Source organism: Paenibacillus uliginis N3/975 (assembly GCF_900177425.1).
Lineage (GTDB): Bacteria > Bacillota > Bacilli > Paenibacillales > Paenibacillaceae > Paenibacillus_AQ > Paenibacillus_AQ uliginis.
In genome coordinates, this window is the sequence record NZ_LT840184.1 from 5,578,850 (window position 1) to 5,601,063 (window position 22,214).

Consider the following 22,214-nt stretch of genomic DNA (forward strand, 5'->3'; position numbering starts at 1 on the left):
TTGTGAATCCTCCCTTTTGTGTTTGCTCAATTGAAGATGATCAATGATAACGCTTACTTTCTTAGTATAATAAACCTTTTCTTATATCATCAGGTACGATATTGATATAAGAGGGGGATGGAATTGACCAGTCCTGAAATTACCCTTTAACCGCACCTGCAGTGATTCCTTCAATGATATATTTCTGCATTGCAAGGAAAAATATGATGACTGGCGTAATTCCGAGCACAAGGGCCGGCAGGGCCAGATCCCATTGTTTCGTATACTGCCCAAAGAAAGCAAAGGTTGCAATCGGAATGGTCCGTAGCTCGGCGGATGTCAGGATCAGGGACGGAAGCAGATAGTCATTCCAGATCCAAAGTGTGTTCAGAATGATAACCGTCACAAACATCGGCTTCATGAGCGGGAATACAACCCGGAAGAACACCCCGTAAGGACTTGACCCATCCACTGTTGCCGCTTCTTCGATTTCGAGTGGAATCGATTTTGTAAAGCCATGGAACAGGAACACGCTTAGCGGTACGCCAAATCCAAGATAACATATAATGAGTCCATACAAGCTGTTGCTGAGCCCAATCGTTGACGTCACTTTCACTAGTGGAATCATAATAGATTGGAAAGGAATAACCATCGCCGCTACAAACATCGCGAAGAGCAGCCGGTTAAACCGGGTATCGCGGCGTACCATCTGATAGGCTGTCATGGCGCTGAATAGAGCAAGAAGCAAATTGCTGACAACCGTAACAACGAGCGAGTTCCAGAGCGCAGACGGGAATTTCGTAATGGTCCAGGCCCGAGAATAGTTGGTCCATTCAAAAACCGTCGGCAACCCTGCAGAATCCGTTAGCAGCTCGCCGAACGATTTAACCGAGTTCACGAACAGGAAGTAGAACGGAACCAGAAAGATCAAACCGACCAGAATCATCATAATTTCAGTAAATAAGGTGCCAGTACGGTATTTTTTGATCGTGTCCATCAGGCTTCGACCTCCTTGCTTTTCGTGAATCGAACCTGCAAACTTGTAATAATGGCTACTACCAAGAAGAAGATAACTGCTTTGGCGGTACCAAGTCCAAGACGATTGTTCGTAAAGGCTTCATTGTAAATATTCATAGCAACCGATTCGGTGGAGCCGAACGGTCCGCCCTTCGTCAGGGACAAGTTCAGGTCAAACATTTTGAAGGACCAGGAAATAGCCAGGAACAAACAAACCGTGACAGCTGGCATAACGAGCGGTAGAATGATAGACCGGAGCACTTGTCCGCGGCTTGCGCCGTCGATCTCGGCCGCTTCCAAAATGTCCTTCGGCACGTTGTTGAGCGATGAGATGTAGATAACCATAAGGTAACCGGCTGTCTGCCACACGAACACAATGACAATCGCCCAGAAAGCCGTTCCCTTTGTACCGAGCCATGGGAGTGTAAAGAAGGGAATGTCGGTCATATTGCCGATAGCTGCAAACCCTTTCACAAATATGAACTGCCAGATGAAACCGAGAAGCAAACCGCCGATCACGTTCGGCATAAAAAAGATGGTCCGGAGCACATTACGTGTCTTCAAAGGCTTCGTAAGCAAGTACGCCAGGGAAAACCCAAGCAAGTTCGTAAAGATAACACCCAGCACAGTAAAGCGAGTTGTAAACCAGAAAGCGTCGCGGAACTTCGGATCATTCGTAAAAATCGTAATAAAGTTGTCGAATCCGACCCACTCAACCTGTTCGGATACCCCGTTCCAATTCGTAAAAGAGTAATATAAACCGAGCAGGAATGGAATGATCATGATAAGGATGAAAAAAAATGTGGAGGGTCCCACGAAAATGAGCTGTTGAATCCAACCTGATGCTTTTTTCCGTTTCATCCTGATCTCCCCCTTTTCTTTTTCGTTTTTGTAGTATGTAATGCAATTATGCGATAACAGAAAGACTATAAACACAGAGGATCATGAACCGATAGGAGTAAAATATTGACCTGATCATTTGTCCTACATAAAAGTCTGAGGTGACCCTATGAAAGTCCGGAGTATCCGTACCCGTCTTATTCAGTTCATGCTTGCCATAACAACCATTCCACTGCTTCTGTCGCTAATGATCACATGGATGCACACTCGGGAGTCCGTCAAGGAACAGACTGTGAATGAGAATGTGCGGTTGATTTATCAAGGAAAAACAAACCTGACCAACTATTTGAACAACATCAACCGTGCTTCCCTGTCCATATACTCCGACAATCACTTTCTTCTCAATCTGGTACTGAGTCCGGACAACTACCGGGTGGTAGCGGAATTGTATACCACGCTCCAATCCATCTTAAACACGAATTCGGATATTCATCAGATTTACATGCACAACAATCTCTCCGGCCAATCGACTCAAATTACGAGCGGCGTTCCCCGCCGAGAGTTTCGTACAGAGCCGTTCCGTCGCCTGGAGCAGTTCGGTCATGGCGACACCGCTATTGAGCCTGTTCATATGAGCCACAGTTACGGCTTCTCTTACCGGCCAGCTGATCTCGCTAGTCTTCCGGTATTTACGTTCTATCGTTCGATTACCAATATACCGTCTAGCAAACAGCTAGCCTTGATGGCCATCGATGTGAAACTGGACAGTGTAACGGAGATCTGTGAGCAGCTCTATGCTGCAGGAGAGGAACAATTCTACTTGATTGATGATACAGGCCTTGTGATATATAGCGGAAATCCCGATGAGATTGGGACAACGTTAAAAGATCAAGCTTTAATGGATGAGATTTCAGACAAAAAAGGTGGGTATTTTGACGGTAGCAACGCGATGAACATTTATGAAAAACTGGATGTGACCTTTGCTCCATGGACGTTGGTGAAGCAAATTCCACACCAATCCTTGTACAAAAATTCAACGGAGCTGACAAGTATCAATCTGATCATTGCCTTGCTGGCACTCCTAACCGTCATTTTCGGAACACTGTGGATTTCAATACGTATTACACAACCAATTAAACAACTTGCAAGCTATATGAATCAGGTACAGACCGGTCGACTGGACGTTGAGATTGATGTGAAGAGCCCGGATGAGATTGGTGCATTGGCCCGCCGATTCCGTCAGATGATGGATACCATTAACAACCTGATTCTTAAGGAATACAGACTCGAACTTGCCAATAAAACGAACCAGCTCAAGGCGCTTCAAGCTCAGATCGATCCTCATTTTTTGTACAATTCCCTGCAATCGATCGGCACATTGGCCCTTCAAAATAACGTTCCGCGAATCTATTCGTTGCTCTCTTCTCTCGCCAACATCATGAGGTATAACATGCGCAACAGTGAGGCCATGGTTACACTGAGAGATGAACTAAACCACCTTGAGTTATACCTTGAACTGCAGAAAGAGAGATTTGGTGACCAGCTCGAAGTCGTATGGGATATTGAACCGGATACCCTGAGCGCTCCCGTTCCCAAGATGATCCTGCAGCCTATCGTTGAAAATTATTTCAAGCATGGCATGGACAATCGTTCGGATACCGGACGCCTGTCGGTATCTGCGAAGGTTACTGAAGAACATCGATTAATCATCAGGATAGAAAACACAGGAACTTCTATCGATACAGACGAGCTGTTAAAGCTCCAGAAGCTGCTCCAACATGCCGCCGGACATGAGGAAATAGATAACGGCTATTCTATCGGACTAAACAACGTGCTGATGAGACTCAATCTGTATTCCGACAATTCCGCGCTGCTCTCCATCGAGAATGTGGAGCCGCACGGCGTTGCAGTCACTTTAGAAATCAACGCATGGGGAGTGAAATAAGTGATGAAAGCAATAATTGTTGATGATGAAAAGCATGTCAGGGAAGCCATTCAACTGTTAGCGGATTGGAAAAAACACGGTATCACAGAAATACTCCAAGCCGCTGACGGTGAAGAAGCTGTGGAATTAATCCGTGAGCATTCGCCCCAGATTGTCATGACCGATATGCGGATGCCACGAAAGAACGGCGCTGAACTGCTGACCTGGCTGTATACCGATATGCCTGATGTTAAAGTGCTCGTCATCAGTGGTTATGACGACTTTGAATATGTTCGCCATACGATCCGCTATGGGGGTATGGATTATATTCTCAAACCTGTGGATCCCGCCGCTTTGAACGAGGCGCTGGAAAAGGCAGCCACAGCCTGGCACCGTGACGAGGAAAAACGCCGCCTGAGTACAATCCAGGAGATTGAAATGAATCAAATGAAGCCTCTTTATATGGACCGCCTCTGGACAAACCTCATCACCGGTAGAGGAAACAAATATCAGCTGGTGGAACAGCTTAGAGATCGGAATTCACTCGCGATTCATGTCAACGCCTGCTCCGTAGCCGTGATCAGTGATATGCACTTCGACAAGGAGCTGCTAGCCAAATTCCGCAACCGGCGTGATCTCCTTGCCTTTACCCTGATTAATATTTGCGCGGAGCTGCTGAAGCTTAAGGGCGCAGCTTTCCGGCACATGGATAAACCGGGCACAATCATCATTCTGTGCTGGGATACGGTCGTTCCTTTTTCTTCGATCCTTAGCCGGATTAATGACGGAATTTATGCCACGCTTCACCGCCGCGTCCATTTCGGCACCGAAAATACAATGAAGTTCCCTGAAGAACTTCCAAGGGCCTATCAAGATGCCGAACAAGCACTGTGGAGCCGCAATCTGTTGGACAGAAATTCCCGTATTCACAGCGGCTGCTGTGTTGAAAGCAGCGGCGCCAGAACATTAAGACTTGCCTCCTATGAGGAGAAATTCCGGCTGGCTGCACTAAGTGGCAGTAAAGAACAGATTGAATCCGCAGCTGATCAATGGCTGAACGAAGTGCGTCAGCGGGGGGCTTTATCTCCCGAGCATCTGACACGGTGGAATTCGGAATGGGATTGGCTCCAGCATCACTGGACTGAACCTGAAGTCATCGGAGGACAAACACCTGAGGAGGATGCTGAGATTTCACAGGACCTCCCTTCCCCACTTCCATTGGATAAAGAAGGACTGCTCTCTTGGGATATTTGGAGACAGCAGATTACGGGACGAATTCAATCTGCTTCGAGGGTTATGACACAGATTCATGCCAAGGAGAACCATATCATCCATGATATCGCCAGGTATTTGGAGCATTCGTACCATGAGGAAATATCGTTGCAGGATATTGCCTCCCGCTTCTTTTTGAGCCGGGAATACATATCCCGCAAATTCAGACAGGAATTCGGCGTTACTCTGTCCGATTTTCTGGGCCGCATCCGGATCGATAAAGCCAAAATGCTGCTCTTGAATCCTCATCTACGGATTGCCCAAATTGCCGAGATGGTCGGATATCAGGATGAGAAATATTTCAGCAAAGTGTTCAAGAAGCTTGAAGGGCAACCCCCTAATGATTACCGGAAGGAAAGGGCATCAGAGTAAGCTTCTCGATCAGGTTACAGGCTTGATTTCAGATGAATTGGGTATATTCAATAATAACGATAGAAATGTTGAGTTGCAGAGTTTATCCATTTATACAATGATCTGAGGCTGTATAGGAGGAGATAGGATGTACCGAACCAACCCTTTTCGTTGGTGGAACGTATTGGCTTTTGCTGCCGTCATCACTGTTAATGTCCTTTCCCATCTGCTGCCGCTCGGCGGCAAAACAACAAAACAAATTTCAGACCAATATTATATTTACATAACCCCTGCCGGTTACGCGTTTACGATCTGGTCCTTGATCTATGTACTTTTAGCCGGGTTTATTTTCTATCAGCTGCGCAGAGATACCGGGACACGCGACTCCGTTGAAGATATAGGCATATGGTTTATTCTCAGCTGTATATTCAATATCGCTTGGCTCTTTCTGTGGCATTACCTCTACATCGAATGGTCGGTGGGGATCATGCTGCTGTTGGTGCTGTCGGTCTTGGTCATATACCGCAAGACACGCAGCATTCATTATCCGACAACCGGAGAAACGCTATTTGTAAAGCTGCCGTTTAGCATCTATCTTGGCTGGGTATGCGCCGCTTTTGTGGTCAACGTTGGAATTGTCATTCATAAAAACGGCTGGTCCCCTATCGGATTAACCGAGCTCGGCTGGAGCATTACCCTTCTGTGTATTGGAGCTGTTCTAGCTATACTGATCAGCCGACATTACCGCGACAGCATTCTTCCGCTGGTGTTCGTCTGGGCTTATTTGGCGATTTCTATCGAGCATAAGGACGTGGATAAGATTTTGCTCTCTTCATTTATTCTGGCTGCCATTCTGTTCATTTACGCGATATGGCTCTTCTTTGCCCGAAATAGAGAACGGGATTAACCTTGGTATTGAGGCAGCGCTTGACAATAGTAGCAATCCATATGATTTAAGGATTGTTGTAAAATTTACAACAAAAAGCTGCCCCACTCTTTGGACCCTTACGGGATCCTCGAGTAGGACAGCTTTTTTTTCGGCTGACTGTTCTTATTTCTTAACTGCAATGACCTCGATTTCTACAAGTCCGTCCTTCGGAAGACGGGCTACCTCTACCGCACTACGCGCTGGATACGGCTCTGCAAAAAAGCTTCCGTACACCTCATTCATCGCGGCAAAATCATTCATGTCTTTCAGGAAAACCGTCGTCTTAACGACCTGATCAAGCGTTGTGCCTGCGGCTTCCAGAATCGCCCGTACATTACTGAGGGAGTACCGGGTCTGTTCAGCAACTCCTTCGCCAAATTGTCCTGTCTCCGGGTTTAACCCCAGTTGGCCGGAAGTATACACAAACCCTCCGATTTCTACACCCTGGCTGTAGGGTCCAATGGCTCCAGGAGCCTTTGTGGTGGATAGAATATTTTTCGTCATATGTATTCCCCTCTCTTTAGACTATCTAGGTCCTATGTAATAATTACCGGGTTGTTACTCACCCAGAACATGGATAACTTCGTTAGGATATATATGATTTCCTCTTGTATCGGTCATGGAAATATTAACCATAGACTTGGCGACTTTGACAGCTGGCACTGCACGATACGGAGCGAGTCGTCCCTTAAAGGCAAAATCCAGCTTTGTCATCAGCACAGAAGCAACTCCCTCACCCAAGCGACTCTCATCCCGGTTGCCTAGCAGCAGTGATGGACGGAAGAGATGAAGCCCCTGAAACCGAAGTCTGCACAGCTCTTCTTCCATTTCTCCCTTAACTCGGCTGTAAAAGGTTCTGGCTTTCGGATCGGCACCAACGCTGCTTACGGCCAGAAATTGACCAACCTGTGCCCCCTTGGCCAGCTTGGCGCCGGCAAGGACATATTCGAGATCCACCTTTCGGAACTGTTTTTGCGAGCCAGCTTTTTTGATCGTTGTTCCCAGACAGCTGAATACACTGTGAACTCCGGTAAACGCGTCTTCATACTGCTCCAGCTTGTCCCAATCCGTCTGTATCACGGTCAGTTTGGGATGGACGATATCTGGCGGACGTCTGACAAGGAGCCGCACCTCGTCAATACCTTCACGACTCAGCAGCTCCTCCGTCACATGACGTCCTACCAGTCCCGTGGCTCCCATAACGAGTGACGTCATCCCCATGGAAGCTCCCCCTTTTTCACGAGTATTAATTGATATGGGTTCTTCGTTAATACTTATATTCTTATAAGTGGTACGAATGTATGTCGTCGAATGTATGTCGCACGAAGCACTTTTCGTCCAAGTGTCAAAGCGGTCAGCAGCATAATAACGCCAACGAATGCCTGAAATCCTTACTGCTGCCAATGCGGCTTGTGCATAACTCTTACAGCCTTGATGAGGATACACTCCTTTGGTGACTTATAATGGCTGATTAAACTCTCTCTTTGACCCCATTCTACACCCGGATTACCCCCTGTCAATACGGCTGAAAAAATAATTGTGACGTTACTTCGAGTACGATATAAAGGCAAGTGTAATGAGAAGTTGCTGCCAAGCCCTTACTGCTTACGACCTCTACGTTTCCATCAAAAAGATGAGCTAAATCACGGGTGATCGAGAGCCCAATTCCTGCCCGGCCATCGTTGCTTCATTAATATGGACTCCTCCTGCTAAAGTCACAGCTGATTCCATTTACCTTTAAATATGTTGTTGTCCATGCTCAATCACTCCTCGTTATATACTTTCCGATTACCCGGTGATCCCGGATCTGAATCCTTTACCTATGCGGGAACTTTAGTTTTCGACACGAAACAACAGAAGAAAAATAAAATTTTATATAAAAAATCAAGTTTTAAATAATTAGTGATTATTTTCACATAAAACTCCTTCTACTTATGCTAAGATTCCATCGAATGGTAGTCATTGCGACTTACCTTTCCAAGCTTTTACCGGGTAAAAAGCCACATATTTATATCATTTCGACGGAATAAAGTGTCGGCTAACGCCGTATTCCGACAATACCTTTCGTTGTTAAAATGTTTCAACATTTTAATATCATATTTTTCACCAAATTTTGAACAAAAAGTGGAGGTCATTGGTATGAAAAAGAAATTGTCCATCATTTTGTCCGGAACTCTGGTCCTTGGAGGACTGCTCGCAGGCTGCGGCGGGGAAAAAGCTGAGGAACCTGCCAACACGGAAAAACCTGCGGCTGAAGCACCCGCAACAGAAACACCTACTACGGAGGTAAAAGCTGGCGAATACACAGACGGAGCATACTTCGCTCAAGGCGAAATGGACGAAAAATCCGGCTGGCAGTACAATGTCACCCTTCATGTTGAAGGCGGAAAGATCAAAGACGTGAACTGGAACGGCTCCAATATCAAGGCTGGACCTGACAAGAAAACCCTCTCTGAGTCCGGTGAGTACGGCATGAAGGAAAAAGCCGGTGCTCAAGCCGAGTGGCACGAACAGGCTGAAAAAGCCGAACAGTTCCTGGTTGAGAAGCAGGATCTGGCAGCTATCACTTATAACGAAGAAGGCAATACAGATGCGATCAGCGGTGTGTCGATCCATGTAAATGATTTCGTAGAAATCGCTCAGAAAGCAATTCAGGCTGGACCTACTGAAGCTGGACCTTACAAAGATGGAGGCTACCATGCTGAAGGAGAAATGGATGCCAATAGCGGCTGGAAATCAACTGTTGATCTTACTGTTGCCAACGGTAAAGTTATCGCAGCTTACTTCAGCGGCGTGAACGATAAAGGCGAAGACAAACAAGACTTCTCCAAAGACGGAAAATACGGCATGAAGGAAAAAGGTGGAGCACAGGCTGAATGGCACGAGCAAGTTGAGAAAGCTCAGCAGTTCTACCTGGAGAACCAAGGCGTCGGCAGCTTAACTTTTAACGAAGAAGGCAAAACAGATGCACTTTCCGGTGTATCCGTCGGCGTTCAAGAATATTTCCAGCTTGCTGAAAAAGCGCTCGAAGGAGCAAAGTAAGCGATCAAAAATGAAAATAGCACTGCAAGCAGAAGACCGGGAGCATGCTCCCGCTTCTGCTTTTGCAGCACAATGAGACCAATGAGGTGAGCTTCGTGAAAAAGATTGTCTTACTAGGCGGCGGATACGGCGGCGTTCATGCAGCTAAAAAGCTGGCTAAGAAGTTCAAGAAGGACAAAGATGTACAGATTACTCTGATTGACCGCAATCCCTACCATACCCTCCTGACTGAGCTACATGAGGTAGCGGCTAACCGGACACCGGAGGATTCAGTCAAGATTGATCTGAAAAAAATATTTGCTGGGCTTAACGTTGACGTCGTGCTCGACGAAATCAACAACATCGACTTTGACGGCAAAAAGCTGAGTTCAGAAACGGCTGTCTATGAATACGACTATCTGGTCATAGGTACCGGCTGTAAACCAACCTTCTTCGGCATTCCGGGTGCGGAGGAAAATGCGTTCACCCTCTGGTCGTTTGAAGATGCGGTACGTCTGAAGGAGCAAATCCGCCACAGCTTCCGCGAAGCAGCTAAAGAGCACGACCCGGCTGTACGTAAATCAAAGCTCTCCTTCGTCGTAGTAGGCGCCGGCTTTACCGGTGTTGAACTCATCGGTGAAATGGCTGAATTCCGCGATGAGCTGTGCAAAGAGTTTTATATTGATAAATCCGAGGTCCGGCTCGTTGTAGCGGATATGGCACCAAAAATCTTGCCTATCCTGCCGGATAAACTGATCGCTAAATCTGAGAAATACCTCCGCAAAATCGGAGTTGAAATCATCACAAGCGCCAAAATTACCGGCGTTGGCGAAGACCGCGTCATTCTCGGAGAAGGCAAGGAAATCATCGCTAACACAATCGTATGGACAGCCGGTGTCGAAGGTTCCGAACTGGTCGGAAATCTGGACGTTCAGCAGCAAGGACGCAAACGGATTGTAACGAATGACAAACTGCAAAGTGTTGATCATGAAAATGTATATGTCATAGGCGATAACATCTTCTATGTTCCGGAAGGTGAGACCCGTCCCGTACCACAGATGGTAGAGAACGCTGAGCAGGCTGCAGCGCTGGCCGCACACAACCTGATTGCGGACATTACTAACGGAACGAAGAAATCGTATAAACCGGCGTTCCATGGCACCATGGTCTGCATCGGCAGCCGTTATGGTGTAGCCAATGTTGGACTACCGAATAAAATGTTCATGCTAACCGGATTTTTCGCAATGCTATCCAAGCATTTCATGAACATGTTCTACCTGTCTACAGTTGCCGGCTTCAACAAAGTTTGGTCTTATATGATGCATGAATTTTTCCATGTAAATAACCGCAGAAGTTTCCTCGGGGGACATTTCTCGAAGCGCTCCCCGAATTTCTGGCTCGTCCCGCTTCGTATATATCTGGGCATCATGTGGCTAACCGAAGGATGGGAGAAGCTACTTAAAATCATAGATGATCCGAACCGGATCTTCCTGATTCCCCCTGCTCCTTCGGCAGATGCGACAACTGCGGCATCCCAAGCAGTGGAAGCAGTCTCCCAGACGGTTGACGCACAGACAGCTGCTTCTGCAGTAACAACCGCGAAGGATGCTATTGAAGCTCTTCCGGTGCCCGGCTTCATCAGTAGCATGGTTAGCGGTTTTATGGATATGTTCTTCTACACTGCAGACGGTGGCTATACGGCCCTCGCTTCCGTATTCCAAGTAGGTATGGTAGGGGCTGAAATTGTGTTTGGCCTTATGCTCATTGCCGGTCTGTTCACAGCTGTTGCCTCCATCGGTACAATTGCGATGGGTGTTATGATCTGGACATCAGGTATGGCCCCTTATGAAATGCTGTGGTTTGTAACGGCTGCTATCGCTACAATCGGCGGTGCTGGAAGCACACTTGGCCTCGACTACTATGTACTGCCTTGGCTGAAAAAGCATTGGAAAAAGGTTCCTCTTGTAAAACGTTGGTATCTGTATACCGATTAGTAATTTGAATCACATTGTCTAAACAAGGAGGCATATGCATATTACTGCGTATGACTCCTGTTAATATGATCTCGTTTTGAGGATGATCTTCCGCAAAACTTCTCGAAGGAGTGGGCTTAATGAATACTCGACTGATGAACGATACCGTACGTTTACTGCATGAAGAATGGTCCCCGATTGCTGGAATCGTCCTGGATATTCCTTGTCACGATATGAACCGGCTAGTTCAGGTACTGGATCATCATCAGTTGGAGCCTAAACGCCAGACGGTTTTGCTAGCACTCTACAACCTGCTCCACATGGCGCGAGAGCGTCACCGGGACTGCTCGTTCAGTGATCCCGATCTGACTCGAAACATATTGGACGGCGACTACCTATACAGCCTTTATTTACAGATGGCCGTCAAATTTCAGGAAACGAATCTGGTAAGCCATCTGGCCCCAGTGCTGAAACAGCAGAAAATTGCTTTGGCAGAAGGGCGATTGATAGACGAAGATCTTACGATGCATTTCGAGAAATTTCTATGCGGCGAATATAAGCAGAAACAGACTGGAAAAGCGATGTAACGAGGAGGAATCAGGGATGAAGCTTCATGAAGCATTAAATGTAGACATCAACCGGGTGAACCGGGAAATCGAACAAATCGTCAAGCATGACCCTGATCTCTCTCGTTCATCTGTCGTAGCCAAAAGTGTGCTTGAGCTCATTCGATCCGGCGGCAAACGGCTGCGTCCTTTGATGGTGCTGGTTGGCTCCCGATTTGGACCGAAGTCTGTAGGACGTAAACAGTGGCAGCTTGCAGCTGCAGCCGAGTTCATACACGCAGCTTCGCTAGTTCATGACGATGTGATCGACCGTTCAGACCTACGCCGTGGACAACCAGCCATGCATTTGAAGACCGGCGTCAGCCAGGCCGTTCATATCGGCAGCTATATGTCGCTGCGCATTGTTGAACTTCTCTCCCAATATGCATCGGATCAGGAACGGTATGTGCATGATTTATCATCTATCGCAAGCACCCAGCTGTGTATTGGGGAATACCAGCAAATGGCCCATGCTTTCGACTACGATCAAACCCTTGAGCAGTATCTGGAGAAATCCCGTAACAAGACAGCGCTGCTCATGGCTACCTGCCTGAGAACCGGAGCTCTCTCCTCAGGCTGCGAATCACAAACGGCGGACCTGCTCTATGAATTTGGAGAATGTTTAGGCATGCATTTTCAGATTCAGGACGACTTGATGGATTTCACGCAGGATGCCGCAACACTCGGCAAGCCGGCGGGAAGCGATCTCCGTCATGGCCAAGTTACCCTACCCGTACTATTCGCTCTGCAGGACCCGGCTCTCTCTGGAATGATCCGCTCCATTGGTCCGGACTCTCCTGATCCCGATATCGAGCAGGTTCTGGAGGCAATCAGGCAAAGCGGAGCGCTTGAGAAGACAGTGGAGTTCAGCCGCTCGTACCTTGAGCGTGCTAATGCCATTATCGGGCAGCTATCCGGCTTCCCAGCTCATGAGGATCTGAAGGTTCTTCTTCACTACTTCTCGGCAGCTTGATCTAACAACAACAGGGTGTCCCAACACGGTCATTAGACCAATGGGGCACCCTTTTGGTGTTGTAATGGTCGCAATATCCCGATTTGTCTGTTGTGAGACGCTCCGCGTACGAATCATTCCTACGATCGCTCTTGCCCCCGAATTCCGAGAATTGATTCGTCCTCTCCGCTATTCCGAGCTTGTCCATCCACTTTTGTCAGCCATCCTCCCACACCTCCGCTGCCTTTCCCTTCTTTTTTTTGTTGTACGATGTTTTCTTCGCGTACCCTAGCTATGCTGCACCATCATCATCCCCAACAAAAAAGGACGAGCCTGTATCAGCTCATCCTCTATATTGATTTCTCTTTCCCAGTTATCCCTCTACTGATGATCCAACGCTCTGTTTTGTCTTAATCATTCAGGAAGTTTTTCGTACCGCGAACCACAATTCAACATAATTAAGGCCATTTCTGCCTCCATAGACTTCGAATTCCATCCCATCGACCTGCTCGTATCCTGCTGTTGGAAGCCATTCTGAATAAAAGCGGTGGTATAACGACTCGATGGAATCATTAAATTGATCCCATGTAAACAGTTCTGATGGGAATATAGCCCACGTGTGTGAAGGGATCGTGATTTCCAAATATCCATCCGTTTTACTGGAATCGCTCTTAAATGAACACAGCATATATGGAAACGTATCATTTTCGGTTTTTCGATAGCTGCACACTGCATGCACTTTATACAAATCCCTACTCAGATATACAGGCAATTCACCCGCATTGGAAGTGAGTCTCTCTACCTCGCCATTGGCATGGCATTGCTGCCATAACCCCCCCGGTGTAGTCGGTCCATCGCCATCTCCGCTTGTTTGAAACACTCTTTCAATGCCAAATACTTGGAAAGATTCCTTGGTTTCGATCCGATAATTCATCGCCTCAACCCCTTTGATTGAAATAAGAAAGGAAAGCCGTGGATATGCTTTCAACGCGACGCCTTCTTGACGAGCCGTAGTTGGATTGACACCATGCATCGATTGAAAAGCTCTTGCGAAAGAAACCGGTGAATCGTAACCGTACTTAATGGCAATATCAATCACTTTCGCATCGCTATTCAACAAATCAATCGCTGCAAGAGTAAGCCGTCTGCGTCGTATATATTCCGCCAGTGTAACATCCGTAATGAAGGAGAACATTCTTTGAAACTGATAAGACGAACAGCAGGCTTGACTTGCTATCTCCGTCAGGTCGATTTCTCCGGATATATTCATTTCGATATAATCCAATGCCCGATTCATCCTCGTAAGCCAATCCATTTCTTTCCCTCCTCTCAATCGAAGTATAGAGTAACAGCGACTTTGTATCGCAACTTTTTATGCACAAGTAAGTTGGCATTATTTCCTCTACATAATTCGGCAGGGACAGAATTAACTCCTGTATTAACAAAACTGCCCATTAGCACAACGCGGCTGCCGATCTATGCCGACAGCCGCATTTTAGTTAATTATTTAACTATAGTTTCCCGTTAGCGTAAACTAATTTCTCGGAAGACTGTTATCCTCTAATACTAATAATGAGACTTTCTTGGCTATTGTCTCTTTGTCAAAAGATACTTTTCCAGAAGCCCATAAGTAACCAGCCTCAAGTATGATGTTTGAATAAATCGGTACATAAAAACTCTTCTCCATGTCTGTATATTTGATATCTAAACTTTTCGTTAAATATTTTTTCAACTCAATTAATATTTTTTCTTTCAATAGCGGGATTAAACCTAAATAACTTTGGCGACATTGAATATTCGGTTGTTGATGATAGTCGCATACCGCTAGAACGAGCTGATATATGCTTTCTTTATCGAATTTCACGACTCCTGATGTGTGTTTTTCAATGACAGCCGAAGCAGACTCATCAACAATGTAGTCCAATAATTCGTACTTATCATTGAAATGCGCGTAGAAAGTAGCACGATTCACTTGAGCCCCTTTTGTTAAATCAGCAACTGTAATTTTTTCAAAATCCTTTTCATTCACTAAATTAACAAAAGCGTTAATCAAAGACTGCTTTGTTCGAGTCATTCGTATATTCCTTACTTTTGTCCCCACTTCATTCACTCCTTACATCAGAATTTTGAGCGGAGCTCAAAGTAACTCCTAACCTGACAATTTTTCAGTTTTGTTGCTATAGCAACATTTCCTCCCTTATTGTTGGTTGTTCTGTTTAGATATTGGTTGTATTTTTATTAAAGCAACACATGTTTGTTTAATATATCACTCATAAGAAGTTTATGAAAGATGAATATCGCTGCCGGATTTCATGCGACTCGAAAAGAACATCCCAGTATCGATCACGAATGAGGAGAATCCGAATGAAAACAATACTTGTAACAGGCGGAACAGATGGAATTGGAAAAGGGGTTGCTACTCACTTCTTAAAAAAAGACGACCGTGTAATAGTGGTCGGCAGTTCGTCTGCTAAAGGCGATCTTTTCTTAAATGAAGCTAGACAGTTAGGAGCAGAGGGAAGGGCCATTTTTCTTCAAGCAAATTTGAGTTTGGTAAATGAAAACAAGCGCATTATTGAAGAAGTAAAAAGCCGGTTCCATTCTTTAGATAGGGTCGTTTTTTGTGCAACCAATCATAAGCCCAGAAAAGAATATTCGGAAACACCAGAGGGATTTGAATTTAGTTTTGGGTTATCTTATTTGAGCAGATTCGCTCTTAGTTATGGCTTAAAAGAGCTTTTGGAAAACTCTGATAACCCTGTTATTCTTAATGTTTGTGCTCCAGGAATGAATGGTACGGTTAACTTGGATGATATCCAAAACAAGAATAATTATAACGGTGCAAAAGCTAGGTATCATGGCAGCCGATTAAACGATTTACTAGGTGTTGCCTTTGCCCACAATGATACTATTGGAAAAATAAAATATATTCTCTTTAACCCTTGGGCTGTCCAAACCACTGGAACTTTTGAAGCTTATGAAAACCCTGTGACGAAGAGTATCATGAAGCTAATTTATAAAACAATAGGTAAACCGGTAGAAGAAGCAATTTTTCCTATCATCGAATTGTTAGAGAATCCACCTAAACCTTCTCTATCTGCTTATAAACAGCGAAAAGAAGTAAGTCTTGCGATGAAAACTTTTGATAAAGAAAATGCTCAAAAGCTTTTAAATATCACTGTTCAAATGCTGGAGGCTTATCAAAAAAACATTTAATTGGAGGAAAAGAAAATGAAAATATTAGTGACAGGTGCAACAGGACAATTAGGGGCAAAGGTTGTAGAAGCATTATTAAAAATAATACCAGCAAACGAGTTAGCTGTTAGTGTTCGAAACCCAGAGAAAGCAAAAGGATTGCGAGCTCGCGGAGTAGAAGTTCGACACGGAGACTTTGATAAACCAGAAACATTAGATTCTGCTTTTTCAGGAATTGATCGACTTTTAATTATATCTACATTTGGGAATCATGAAACATTAATGAGACAGCATACGAATGCTGTAGCTGCTGCCGGGCGTGCTCAAGTAAAATTTATTGCTTATACTAGTGTAACAAACGCAAGTGAAAGCAAATTTTTCCTCGCCCCACTTCATCGAGCTAGAGAAGAAGCTATTTTGAAAACAGGTATTCCATACTCGTTTTTAAGAAACAATTGGTATTTGGAAAATGAAATTAGAAGCATACAAGGCGCGATGGCAGGAGCACCTTGGGTTACATCAGCAGGAACAGGAAAAATAGGCTGGGTACTTCGACAAGATTTAGCGGAGGCAACAGCAAATGTATTGACCGGAGAAGGACACGAAAACACGATTTACGAACTTTCCGGTAAGCTAATGACTCAAGGAATTAACATCTGCCCTTGGAGATGTATTAGGGAAAGAAGTACCTGTACAGCAAGTCGATGATACTACTTATGCGAACATGATGAAAGGTGCAGGGGTACCAGAAGCCTACCTTCCTATGCTCGTAAACACACAAAAAGGTATTCGAGATGGTGGATTAGAGATAGAAAGTAACGATTTAGAAAAATTACTTGGTCGCCCTGCTACACCAATAAACGAGGCTTTGAACCAAATTGTTAGTCAAAGCTCTGTGAAATAATGTGAATCGTCATGTCGGGTCTTCGCAACTATTCGACAAACCTGCACAATGAATTAGCGAACGATTCGTACAGGCAGCCGTCTAACAACAGACAATGGGGACGTCCCAGCTCAATGAACCTTTTGGGACACCCCCGGCCTGTTTTTACTTATAGAACAATCTCTTAATATTTTATCCTATAAATCATTCACAGCATCAACTCTTTGCATCCTCTAAACCCCACTGACCACGTCAGGAGACGCTTACGCCGGTCGTGAGCTACGGTCAAACCACCAGTATGGCTGCACCCAGCATGACGAACAGCAGCAAAAAGCCCGTATCTCTTGCTTCCCATGACAGGCTATGGAGGCTGGTCCGCGGCTCGTTCATCACAAATCCCCTGGACTCCATGGAATGAATGAGATCCTGCGCCCGGCGAAAGGCACTGACCGTAACAGGCACGAGCAAAGCGACGAGCATTTTGGCCTTATCCTTCCACGGCAATTCCTTCAGATCTGCTCCACGGGATGCCTGAGCTTTCAAAATTTTATGCGTCTCATCCAATATTGTCGGAATGAACCGGAGTGCTATGCTGATCATCAGACTGAGCCGCTCCGGGTGCATCCCGACTTTTTTTAACGGCTTGAGCACACCTTCCAGACCCAGATTCAGCTTGCCAGGTGTCGTTGTAAACGTCAGTATGGCCGTGAACGATACCAGAAGAGCCATCCGCATTACGCTGAGCAGGCCAACTTCCAATCCGCCGCTAAAGAGAGTGAACGATCCCAGAGTAAGCAAGGCCTCCCCGCTTTTGACCGTGAGCACCTGAATGACAAATATAAACACCATTAGGAATCGCAGCGGCTTCATCGCCTTGAGGTAATAACGGAACGAAATTCGTGTGCTATGCATAATCAGAATGGAAAAGAGCGCCGTTAGCGCCATGCCCGGCCATGAGGATACCATGACAATGACCGCAACGTACAACAGCATGGCCGCAAGCTTCGCCCGCGGATCCAGACCGTGTATCCAAGAGCCGGTATCAATGCTCCTCCCGATTATCAGCTTGTCGCGCATAATCCTCCCTCATTCCTCTCCGGTGTTTGCCGTAAACATCTCAGCCTTTGTGTTTCGCAGAGCTGCTATACGCTCTGCCAGTGATTCTGCCGTGAAACAGGGCTCTTCGTGCCCCAGATTGAAGCGTTCCGACAGAATACTCCAGCAGCGAAGCGGTAGCGGAACTGCCATACCACACTCTTCCATGACTTCCACCCGGCCTGCCAGCTCGCGGGGAGTACCTTGAAAGGCACACTCCCCCTTATGAAGAAGAACCCATCGGTCAGCCGCTTCCAGTAATTCATCCATACGGTGTGTAACGATAATGATCGTTCTGCCTTCTTCACGACATAGGGTCTGCAGCATCCCAATCAGTTCCATCCTGCTGACGGGGTCCAGTGTAGCCGTCGGTTCGTCCAGAACGAGAATGTCCGGCTCCATGGCAAGCACTGAGGCGATGGCGGCCTTTCGCATCTGCCCGCCGCTCAGCTGAAACGGGCTGCGCTGCAGCAGGGCCGGATCCAGACCCATTTTAACAAATGCCTGCAGTGCCTTCTGTTTAGCTTCCTCCTGACTTGCACCGAAATTCATCGGCCCGAAACAAATATCCTTTTCCACCGTTTCCTCGAACATCTGCTGCTCCGGGAACTGAAACACCAATCCGACACGTCGTCGGAGCTCTCGCATTTTAGGTGCCTTCTCCCCTGCTGCAATCATGACATCGAGCACAGATACTGTGCCAGCTGTCGGTTTGATAATACCGTTGAACAGCTGAAGCAGCGTGGATTTACCTGATCCAGTCGTTCCGGCCACGCCAATGAATTCTCCTGAACCAATTCCGAGATCGATATGACGAAGTGCAGCGCTGGCCCAAGGGGTACGGGCATCATAATCGAAGCACACCTTCTCTAATTGAATGACCATAAGAAATCCATCAGCTCCTGTTCATCACCGGATTGTCCTTTTGCAACTCCCCGAGACTCCAATTCCTGTACAAGCTTCCGAGCAAAAGGCGCTTCCAGTCTGCACAGCAACATTAGCTCCCTATCCTCAAACAGGTCATCAGGTGACACATCTGCAATAACAGCACCGTCCCGCAGAGCAAGCACCCTTTCAGAGGCCATAATTTCATCCGCGTCATGCGTAATGGACACAATGGTATACCGCCCCTCCCGGTGCATATCCCTAAGGATATGGGTCAAGTCGCGCCTTGCCTGTTCATCCAGCATGGAGGAGGCTTCGTCCAGCACCAATATTTCTGGCTCCATGGCAAGCACTGAGGCTAACGCAACCCGCTGCTTCTGTCCACCGGACAGCTCGGAGGGATGTCTTTTAAGCAGATGGCTAACGCCAAATCGTTCAGCATACCGGTCGATCTGCTCTCTCATCTGCCGCCTCGGCATACACATGCCCTCAAGTCCAAAGGCAATATCCTCCTCCACCGTGCTGCCAACAAATTGATTGTCCGGATTCTGAAATACCATCCCTACCTTACGGCGGATTGCGATCAGGTTATCTGGTACAAGCTCCAAGCCCGCTGTCTCTATAAGACCTTCATTAGGCGCCAACAGTCCGTTAAACAGTCTGGCAAGCGTAGATTTCCCACTCCCATTACTCCCCACAACAGTCACCCACTGTCCTTGGGGAACCGTAAAGCTGACAGAGCGGATGTTGTTCGACTGCCCGTTATACGAAAAGCTAACCTCCTTAAGGGTTAGTGCTGGGGGCTGATGCTGTTCTCCAGACGCGCACTTTTCCGATTCATGCGACTTAGGCCTGTTATATAATCCCGCTCTGTTCATAGCAAGTTCCTCCCTTCTGCCGTCCTCTCAGCTGAAATCTGCCTGTTTACGGTCTCCCGTGCAACCTCTTAATCTGTAAAACCAGCAAACAATGACAGCTTGGAAAGCGATGGCACCAAATATCTTACGGCAATACCGATAAGGACACCGGTCACAATACCGGTCAGCAGAAGCGCTGGCAAATAGTAAAAGATCGAAGAGGTTTTGAAAATAATCGAAGCAGCCGTCAGCTGACCGATATTGTGCGCTACCCCGCCGGCAATGCTGATTCCGATCAGACTGAGTCTTTTTCCGCTAATTTTAAGCAGGCCATACATGACAACAAAACTGAATAGCGCGCCGAACAAACTGAACAAAAAGCTGGAAAAGGTTCCGAAGATCATCGCGGTCAGAACCGTCTTTAGAACGATTAACGTCATCGCGTCTCTTCCCCGCAAAAAAAACAAGCAGGTCAGCACCATAATGTTAGCCAGCCCCAGCTTTGCGCCCGGTACTGACAGGTTCACCGGAATAAGGGATTCCACAATGCTTAGCACAACAGCAACTGCTGCAAAAATGGCAATAATGACCGTCTTTTTAAGCAGCATGGCAGATTCGTTAATTGACAACGGCGTCGACTTCATCCTGACTCTCTCCTCCCGAGGCACCCTCTACCTCAACCAATACTTTATGAGGCAAGCAGACGATGCTTTGATTTTTCTTGTCAACGAATCCGAAGCTGAGGCACACTTCATCCGGGCAGTCCGCCTCAATCATTTCGATCCCGTAATCATATACCTTAAGAATATTCACACCATGATCCGTCTTAATTTCAATAATCTGTTCTTCTTCCGTCAATTCCACAGTCTTAAACAATTGACCATCCACCGTAATGGTTGCCGTTAATGGATTATTGTGATTTTTTTCACTATCTTTTCCGTCCAACCATCTCGGAACAAGAAATATCAGTGCTGCTGCCAGCACAACTGAGATCAGTACCAAGTCTCCGCGTTTCATAAGCATCTTCCTTATTTTTTGATTATATAAATCTTAGACGTCCTCATTATACCTACTCCCCACCTATCCTTCAATGAAGGAAACACCCAATCCGGCCAGTTTGAGAATGATTTCACAAAATCATCACTAAATCCAAAATTTTATTCAAAAATTTAAATAAATTATGAGAAGTCTCACATCCCCCCTCTGACGGGCTCTGCTATAATCCAGTCGAAACCTGGTGGAAAAGAGGAATCCTCATGAAAATAATTAAGCGCTCATCACTGCTTCTGCTTCTGTCCGCCCTGCTTATCATTGGAGGCTGCATGAACTCCGGCGCGGCTCCTGCAGATCTCAATGAAAAGACGCCCGACTCCGGCCAGAAGACGGAAATAACCGATCCAATCAAGAAGTCTTACTATATTTTTGATACCATTGTGCAAGTAAAGGTGTATGACAGCCGGATCACGGACCGTCATTTTAATGAAATCGAAGAACTACTTAAAACGATCGACGCTGAAATGAGCCGCACGAATGACAAGAGTGAGCTGGCCAAGGTGAACGATAATGCCGGGATCAAACCTGTGCAAGTGTCCGACCAAACCTTCAATGTTGTTCAAAAAGCATATGACTACACTAAGCAAACGGAAGGCCGCTTCAATCTGGCGATTGGCCCTCTCGTCACGCTGTGGAATATCGGAAATGAAGGCGCGCATGTTCCTGATCAGTCTAAAATTGATGAACTTATACCGCATAGTCAATATAACCAGGTTGAACTGAACCCGGACACCCGTGAAGTATACTTGAAAGAAAAGGGCATGGAAATGGACCTTGGCGGCATTGCCAAAGGTTATTCGGCTGACGTCATTGCCAAATATTTGACCGACAACGGCTTCAAGAGCGCCATCATTGATCTGGGCGGTAACGTGCTTGCCTTGGGACAAAAGCCGGGCGGCCACAAATGGACCATCGGTATTCAGGATCCTGACCTTTCTCGGGGCAATCCGATCGGCAACCTAAAGGTGGAGAACCAGACTATCGTCACATCGGGCGTATACGAGCGCTTTTTCGAGGAAGATGGAAAAGTGTACCACCATATTCTGGATTCGGATACAGGATATCCTGTCGACAACAATCTGAACAGTGTCACGATTCTGACAGACAGCTCCATCGATGCGGACGCGCTGTCCACCTCGATCTTCTCCATGGGATTAGAAAAGGGACTCGAATTCGCGGAGCAACTGGATAAGGCAGAGGCCTTATTTATAACCAAGGATAAAAAAGTGTACATTACGTCAGGTATGGCTGAGGTTCTGGCTATGACCAACGACAGCTACACGTTAATGAACGAATAGCACAAAAGAGAGCAGGACATCTCTTCCTTTCGGGAAAGGTGCCCTGCTCTTCTTATGTTTGTGGTTATTCCCGCTAACTCATTCGG

Annotated in this window: 20 protein-coding genes and 1 pseudogene; 10 read left to right on the forward strand and 11 right to left on the reverse strand. The window is 46.4% G+C overall.

Features of this window, described 5'->3' with window-relative positions; all coding sequences use genetic code 11:
* Positions 1-139: 139 nt before the first annotated feature.
* Both B9N86_RS25985 and B9N86_RS25990 read right to left on the reverse strand, forming a co-directional pair.
* Positions 140-976 (reverse strand): carbohydrate ABC transporter permease, encoded by an 837-nt coding sequence (locus tag B9N86_RS25985; RefSeq protein WP_208915963.1) that lies wholly within the window; start codon positions 974-976, stop codon positions 140-142.
* Positions 976-1,857 (reverse strand): carbohydrate ABC transporter permease, encoded by an 882-nt coding sequence (locus B9N86_RS25990; protein WP_208915964.1) that lies wholly within the window; start codon positions 1,855-1,857, stop codon positions 976-978. Before B9N86_RS25990 ends, B9N86_RS25985 begins: the two co-directional genes overlap by 1 nt.
* Before the next feature lie 148 nt (positions 1,858-2,005).
* Between B9N86_RS25990 and B9N86_RS25995 the strand changes: the two genes are divergently transcribed.
* The 3 genes from B9N86_RS25995 (at position 2,006) to B9N86_RS26005 (ending at position 6,290) form a co-directional block, all read left to right on the forward strand.
* Positions 2,006-3,781 carry a cache domain-containing sensor histidine kinase gene (locus tag B9N86_RS25995; protein WP_208915965.1) on the forward strand — a complete coding sequence of 592 codons (1,776 nt, stop codon included), beginning with the start codon at positions 2,006-2,008 and terminating at the stop codon, positions 3,779-3,781.
* A 3-nt stretch (positions 3,782-3,784) separates the two neighbouring features.
* A complete protein-coding gene (locus B9N86_RS26000; RefSeq protein WP_208920778.1) occupies positions 3,785-5,404 on the forward strand; it encodes a response regulator in 1,620 nt (539 codons plus the stop codon).
* Positions 5,405-5,531: 127 nt separating this feature from the next.
* Complete coding sequence (locus B9N86_RS26005; RefSeq protein WP_208915966.1) at positions 5,532-6,290, forward strand: tryptophan-rich sensory protein; 759 nt, start codon at positions 5,532-5,534, stop codon at positions 6,288-6,290.
* A 144-nt stretch (positions 6,291-6,434) separates the two neighbouring features.
* On the opposite strand, the gene B9N86_RS26010 is transcribed toward B9N86_RS26005, so the two are convergent.
* Together B9N86_RS26010 and B9N86_RS26015 are read right to left on the reverse strand one after the other, a co-directional pair.
* Positions 6,435-6,815 (reverse strand): RidA family protein, encoded by a 381-nt coding sequence (locus tag B9N86_RS26010; protein WP_208915967.1) that lies wholly within the window; start codon positions 6,813-6,815, stop codon positions 6,435-6,437.
* Between the two features lie 54 nt (positions 6,816-6,869).
* Positions 6,870-7,532 (reverse strand): NAD(P)H-binding protein, encoded by a 663-nt coding sequence (locus B9N86_RS26015; protein WP_208915968.1) that lies wholly within the window; start codon positions 7,530-7,532, stop codon positions 6,870-6,872.
* A 918-nt stretch (positions 7,533-8,450) separates the two neighbouring features.
* Between B9N86_RS26015 and B9N86_RS26020 the strand changes: the two genes are divergently transcribed.
* From B9N86_RS26020 to B9N86_RS26035, 4 genes are all read left to right on the forward strand, one after another.
* Positions 8,451-9,353: an FMN-binding protein gene (locus tag B9N86_RS26020; RefSeq protein ID WP_208915969.1), complete on the forward strand. Its 903-nt coding sequence runs from the start codon at positions 8,451-8,453 to the stop codon at positions 9,351-9,353.
* A 95-nt stretch (positions 9,354-9,448) separates the two neighbouring features.
* A complete protein-coding gene (locus tag B9N86_RS26025; protein ID WP_208915970.1) occupies positions 9,449-11,326 on the forward strand; it encodes an FAD-dependent oxidoreductase in 1,878 nt (625 codons plus the stop codon).
* Between the two features lie 119 nt (positions 11,327-11,445).
* Positions 11,446-11,892 (forward strand): hypothetical protein, encoded by a 447-nt coding sequence (locus B9N86_RS26030; RefSeq protein WP_208915971.1) that lies wholly within the window; start codon positions 11,446-11,448, stop codon positions 11,890-11,892.
* 16 nt (positions 11,893-11,908) lie between these two features.
* A complete protein-coding gene (locus B9N86_RS26035) occupies positions 11,909-12,883 on the forward strand; it encodes a polyprenyl synthetase family protein (RefSeq protein WP_208915972.1) in 975 nt (324 codons plus the stop codon).
* A gap of 397 nt (positions 12,884-13,280) precedes the next feature.
* On the opposite strand, the gene B9N86_RS26040 is transcribed toward B9N86_RS26035, so the two are convergent.
* Both B9N86_RS26040 and B9N86_RS26045 read right to left on the reverse strand, forming a co-directional pair.
* A complete protein-coding gene (locus tag B9N86_RS26040) occupies positions 13,281-14,177 on the reverse strand; it encodes an AraC family transcriptional regulator (protein ID WP_208915973.1) in 897 nt (298 codons plus the stop codon).
* A gap of 219 nt (positions 14,178-14,396) precedes the next feature.
* Positions 14,397-14,963 (reverse strand): TetR/AcrR family transcriptional regulator, encoded by a 567-nt coding sequence (locus B9N86_RS26045; protein ID WP_208915974.1) that lies wholly within the window; start codon positions 14,961-14,963, stop codon positions 14,397-14,399.
* A gap of 263 nt (positions 14,964-15,226) precedes the next feature.
* Here B9N86_RS26045 and B9N86_RS26050 point away from each other — a divergent pair, with 263 nt between their 5' ends.
* A complete protein-coding gene (locus B9N86_RS26050; RefSeq protein ID WP_208915975.1) occupies positions 15,227-16,078 on the forward strand; it encodes an SDR family NAD(P)-dependent oxidoreductase in 852 nt (283 codons plus the stop codon).
* 15 nt (positions 16,079-16,093) lie between these two features.
* A pseudogene (locus B9N86_RS26055) lies at positions 16,094-16,961 on the forward strand (SDR family oxidoreductase).
* Between the two features lie 264 nt (positions 16,962-17,225).
* On the opposite strand, the gene B9N86_RS26060 reads toward B9N86_RS26055, so the two are convergent.
* The 5 genes from B9N86_RS26060 to B9N86_RS26080 form a co-directional block, all read right to left on the reverse strand.
* A complete protein-coding gene (locus B9N86_RS26060) occupies positions 17,226-18,017 on the reverse strand; it encodes an energy-coupling factor transporter transmembrane component T family protein (protein ID WP_208915976.1) in 792 nt (263 codons plus the stop codon).
* A gap of 9 nt (positions 18,018-18,026) precedes the next feature.
* Entirely contained in the window at positions 18,027-18,920 is an 894-nt protein-coding gene (locus tag B9N86_RS26065) for an energy-coupling factor transporter ATPase (protein ID WP_208915977.1), read from the reverse strand.
* On the reverse strand, positions 18,905-19,798 hold the full coding sequence (locus B9N86_RS26070; RefSeq protein ID WP_208915978.1) for an energy-coupling factor transporter ATPase: 894 nt from the start codon (positions 19,796-19,798) through the stop codon (positions 18,905-18,907). Before B9N86_RS26070 ends, B9N86_RS26065 begins: the two co-directional genes overlap by 16 nt.
* A 68-nt stretch (positions 19,799-19,866) precedes the next feature.
* A complete protein-coding gene (locus B9N86_RS26075) occupies positions 19,867-20,421 on the reverse strand; it encodes a Gx transporter family protein (protein ID WP_208915979.1) in 555 nt (184 codons plus the stop codon).
* Positions 20,396-20,794: a NusG domain II-containing protein gene (locus tag B9N86_RS26080; RefSeq protein ID WP_208915980.1), complete on the reverse strand. Its 399-nt coding sequence runs from the start codon at positions 20,792-20,794 to the stop codon at positions 20,396-20,398. Before B9N86_RS26080 ends, B9N86_RS26075 begins: the two co-directional genes overlap by 26 nt.
* A 239-nt stretch (positions 20,795-21,033) precedes the next feature.
* Here B9N86_RS26080 and B9N86_RS26085 point away from each other — a divergent pair, with 239 nt between their 5' ends.
* Positions 21,034-22,128, forward strand: a complete 1,095-nt coding sequence (locus tag B9N86_RS26085; protein ID WP_208915981.1) for an FAD:protein FMN transferase — start codon at positions 21,034-21,036, stop codon at positions 22,126-22,128.
* Positions 22,129-22,214 lie beyond the last annotated feature (86 nt).

Coding starts and splice junctions, on each gene's coding strand:
- B9N86_RS25985 (WP_208915963.1), bottom strand. CDS start 976: ATGGACACGATCAAAAAATACCGTACTGGCACCTTATTTACTGAAATT.
- B9N86_RS25990 (WP_208915964.1), bottom strand. CDS start 1,857: ATGAAACGGAAAAAAGCATCAGGTTGGATTCAACAGCTCATTTTCGTG.
- B9N86_RS25995 (WP_208915965.1), top strand. CDS start 2,006: ATGAAAGTCCGGAGTATCCGTACCCGTCTTATTCAGTTCATGCTTGCC.
- B9N86_RS26000 (WP_208920778.1), top strand. CDS start 3,785: ATGAAAGCAATAATTGTTGATGATGAAAAGCATGTCAGGGAAGCCATT.
- B9N86_RS26005 (WP_208915966.1), top strand. CDS start 5,532: ATGTACCGAACCAACCCTTTTCGTTGGTGGAACGTATTGGCTTTTGCT.
- B9N86_RS26010 (WP_208915967.1), bottom strand. CDS start 6,815: ATGACGAAAAATATTCTATCCACCACAAAGGCTCCTGGAGCCATTGGA.
- B9N86_RS26015 (WP_208915968.1), bottom strand. CDS start 7,532: ATGGGGATGACGTCACTCGTTATGGGAGCCACGGGACTGGTAGGACGT.
- B9N86_RS26020 (WP_208915969.1), top strand. CDS start 8,451: ATGAAAAAGAAATTGTCCATCATTTTGTCCGGAACTCTGGTCCTTGGA.
- B9N86_RS26030 (WP_208915971.1), top strand. CDS start 11,446: ATGAATACTCGACTGATGAACGATACCGTACGTTTACTGCATGAAGAA.
- B9N86_RS26035 (WP_208915972.1), top strand. CDS start 11,909: ATGAAGCTTCATGAAGCATTAAATGTAGACATCAACCGGGTGAACCGG.
- B9N86_RS26040 (WP_208915973.1), bottom strand. CDS start 14,177: ATGGATTGGCTTACGAGGATGAATCGGGCATTGGATTATATCGAAATG.
- B9N86_RS26050 (WP_208915975.1), top strand. CDS start 15,227: ATGAAAACAATACTTGTAACAGGCGGAACAGATGGAATTGGAAAAGGG.
- B9N86_RS26060 (WP_208915976.1), bottom strand. CDS start 18,017: ATGCGCGACAAGCTGATAATCGGGAGGAGCATTGATACCGGCTCTTGG.
- B9N86_RS26065 (WP_208915977.1), bottom strand. CDS start 18,920: ATGGTCATTCAATTAGAGAAGGTGTGCTTCGATTATGATGCCCGTACC.
- B9N86_RS26070 (WP_208915978.1), bottom strand. CDS start 19,798: ATGAACAGAGCGGGATTATATAACAGGCCTAAGTCGCATGAATCGGAA.
- B9N86_RS26075 (WP_208915979.1), bottom strand. CDS start 20,421: ATGAAGTCGACGCCGTTGTCAATTAACGAATCTGCCATGCTGCTTAAA.
- B9N86_RS26080 (WP_208915980.1), bottom strand. CDS start 20,794: ATGAAACGCGGAGACTTGGTACTGATCTCAGTTGTGCTGGCAGCAGCA.
- B9N86_RS26085 (WP_208915981.1), top strand. CDS start 21,034: ATGAAAATAATTAAGCGCTCATCACTGCTTCTGCTTCTGTCCGCCCTG.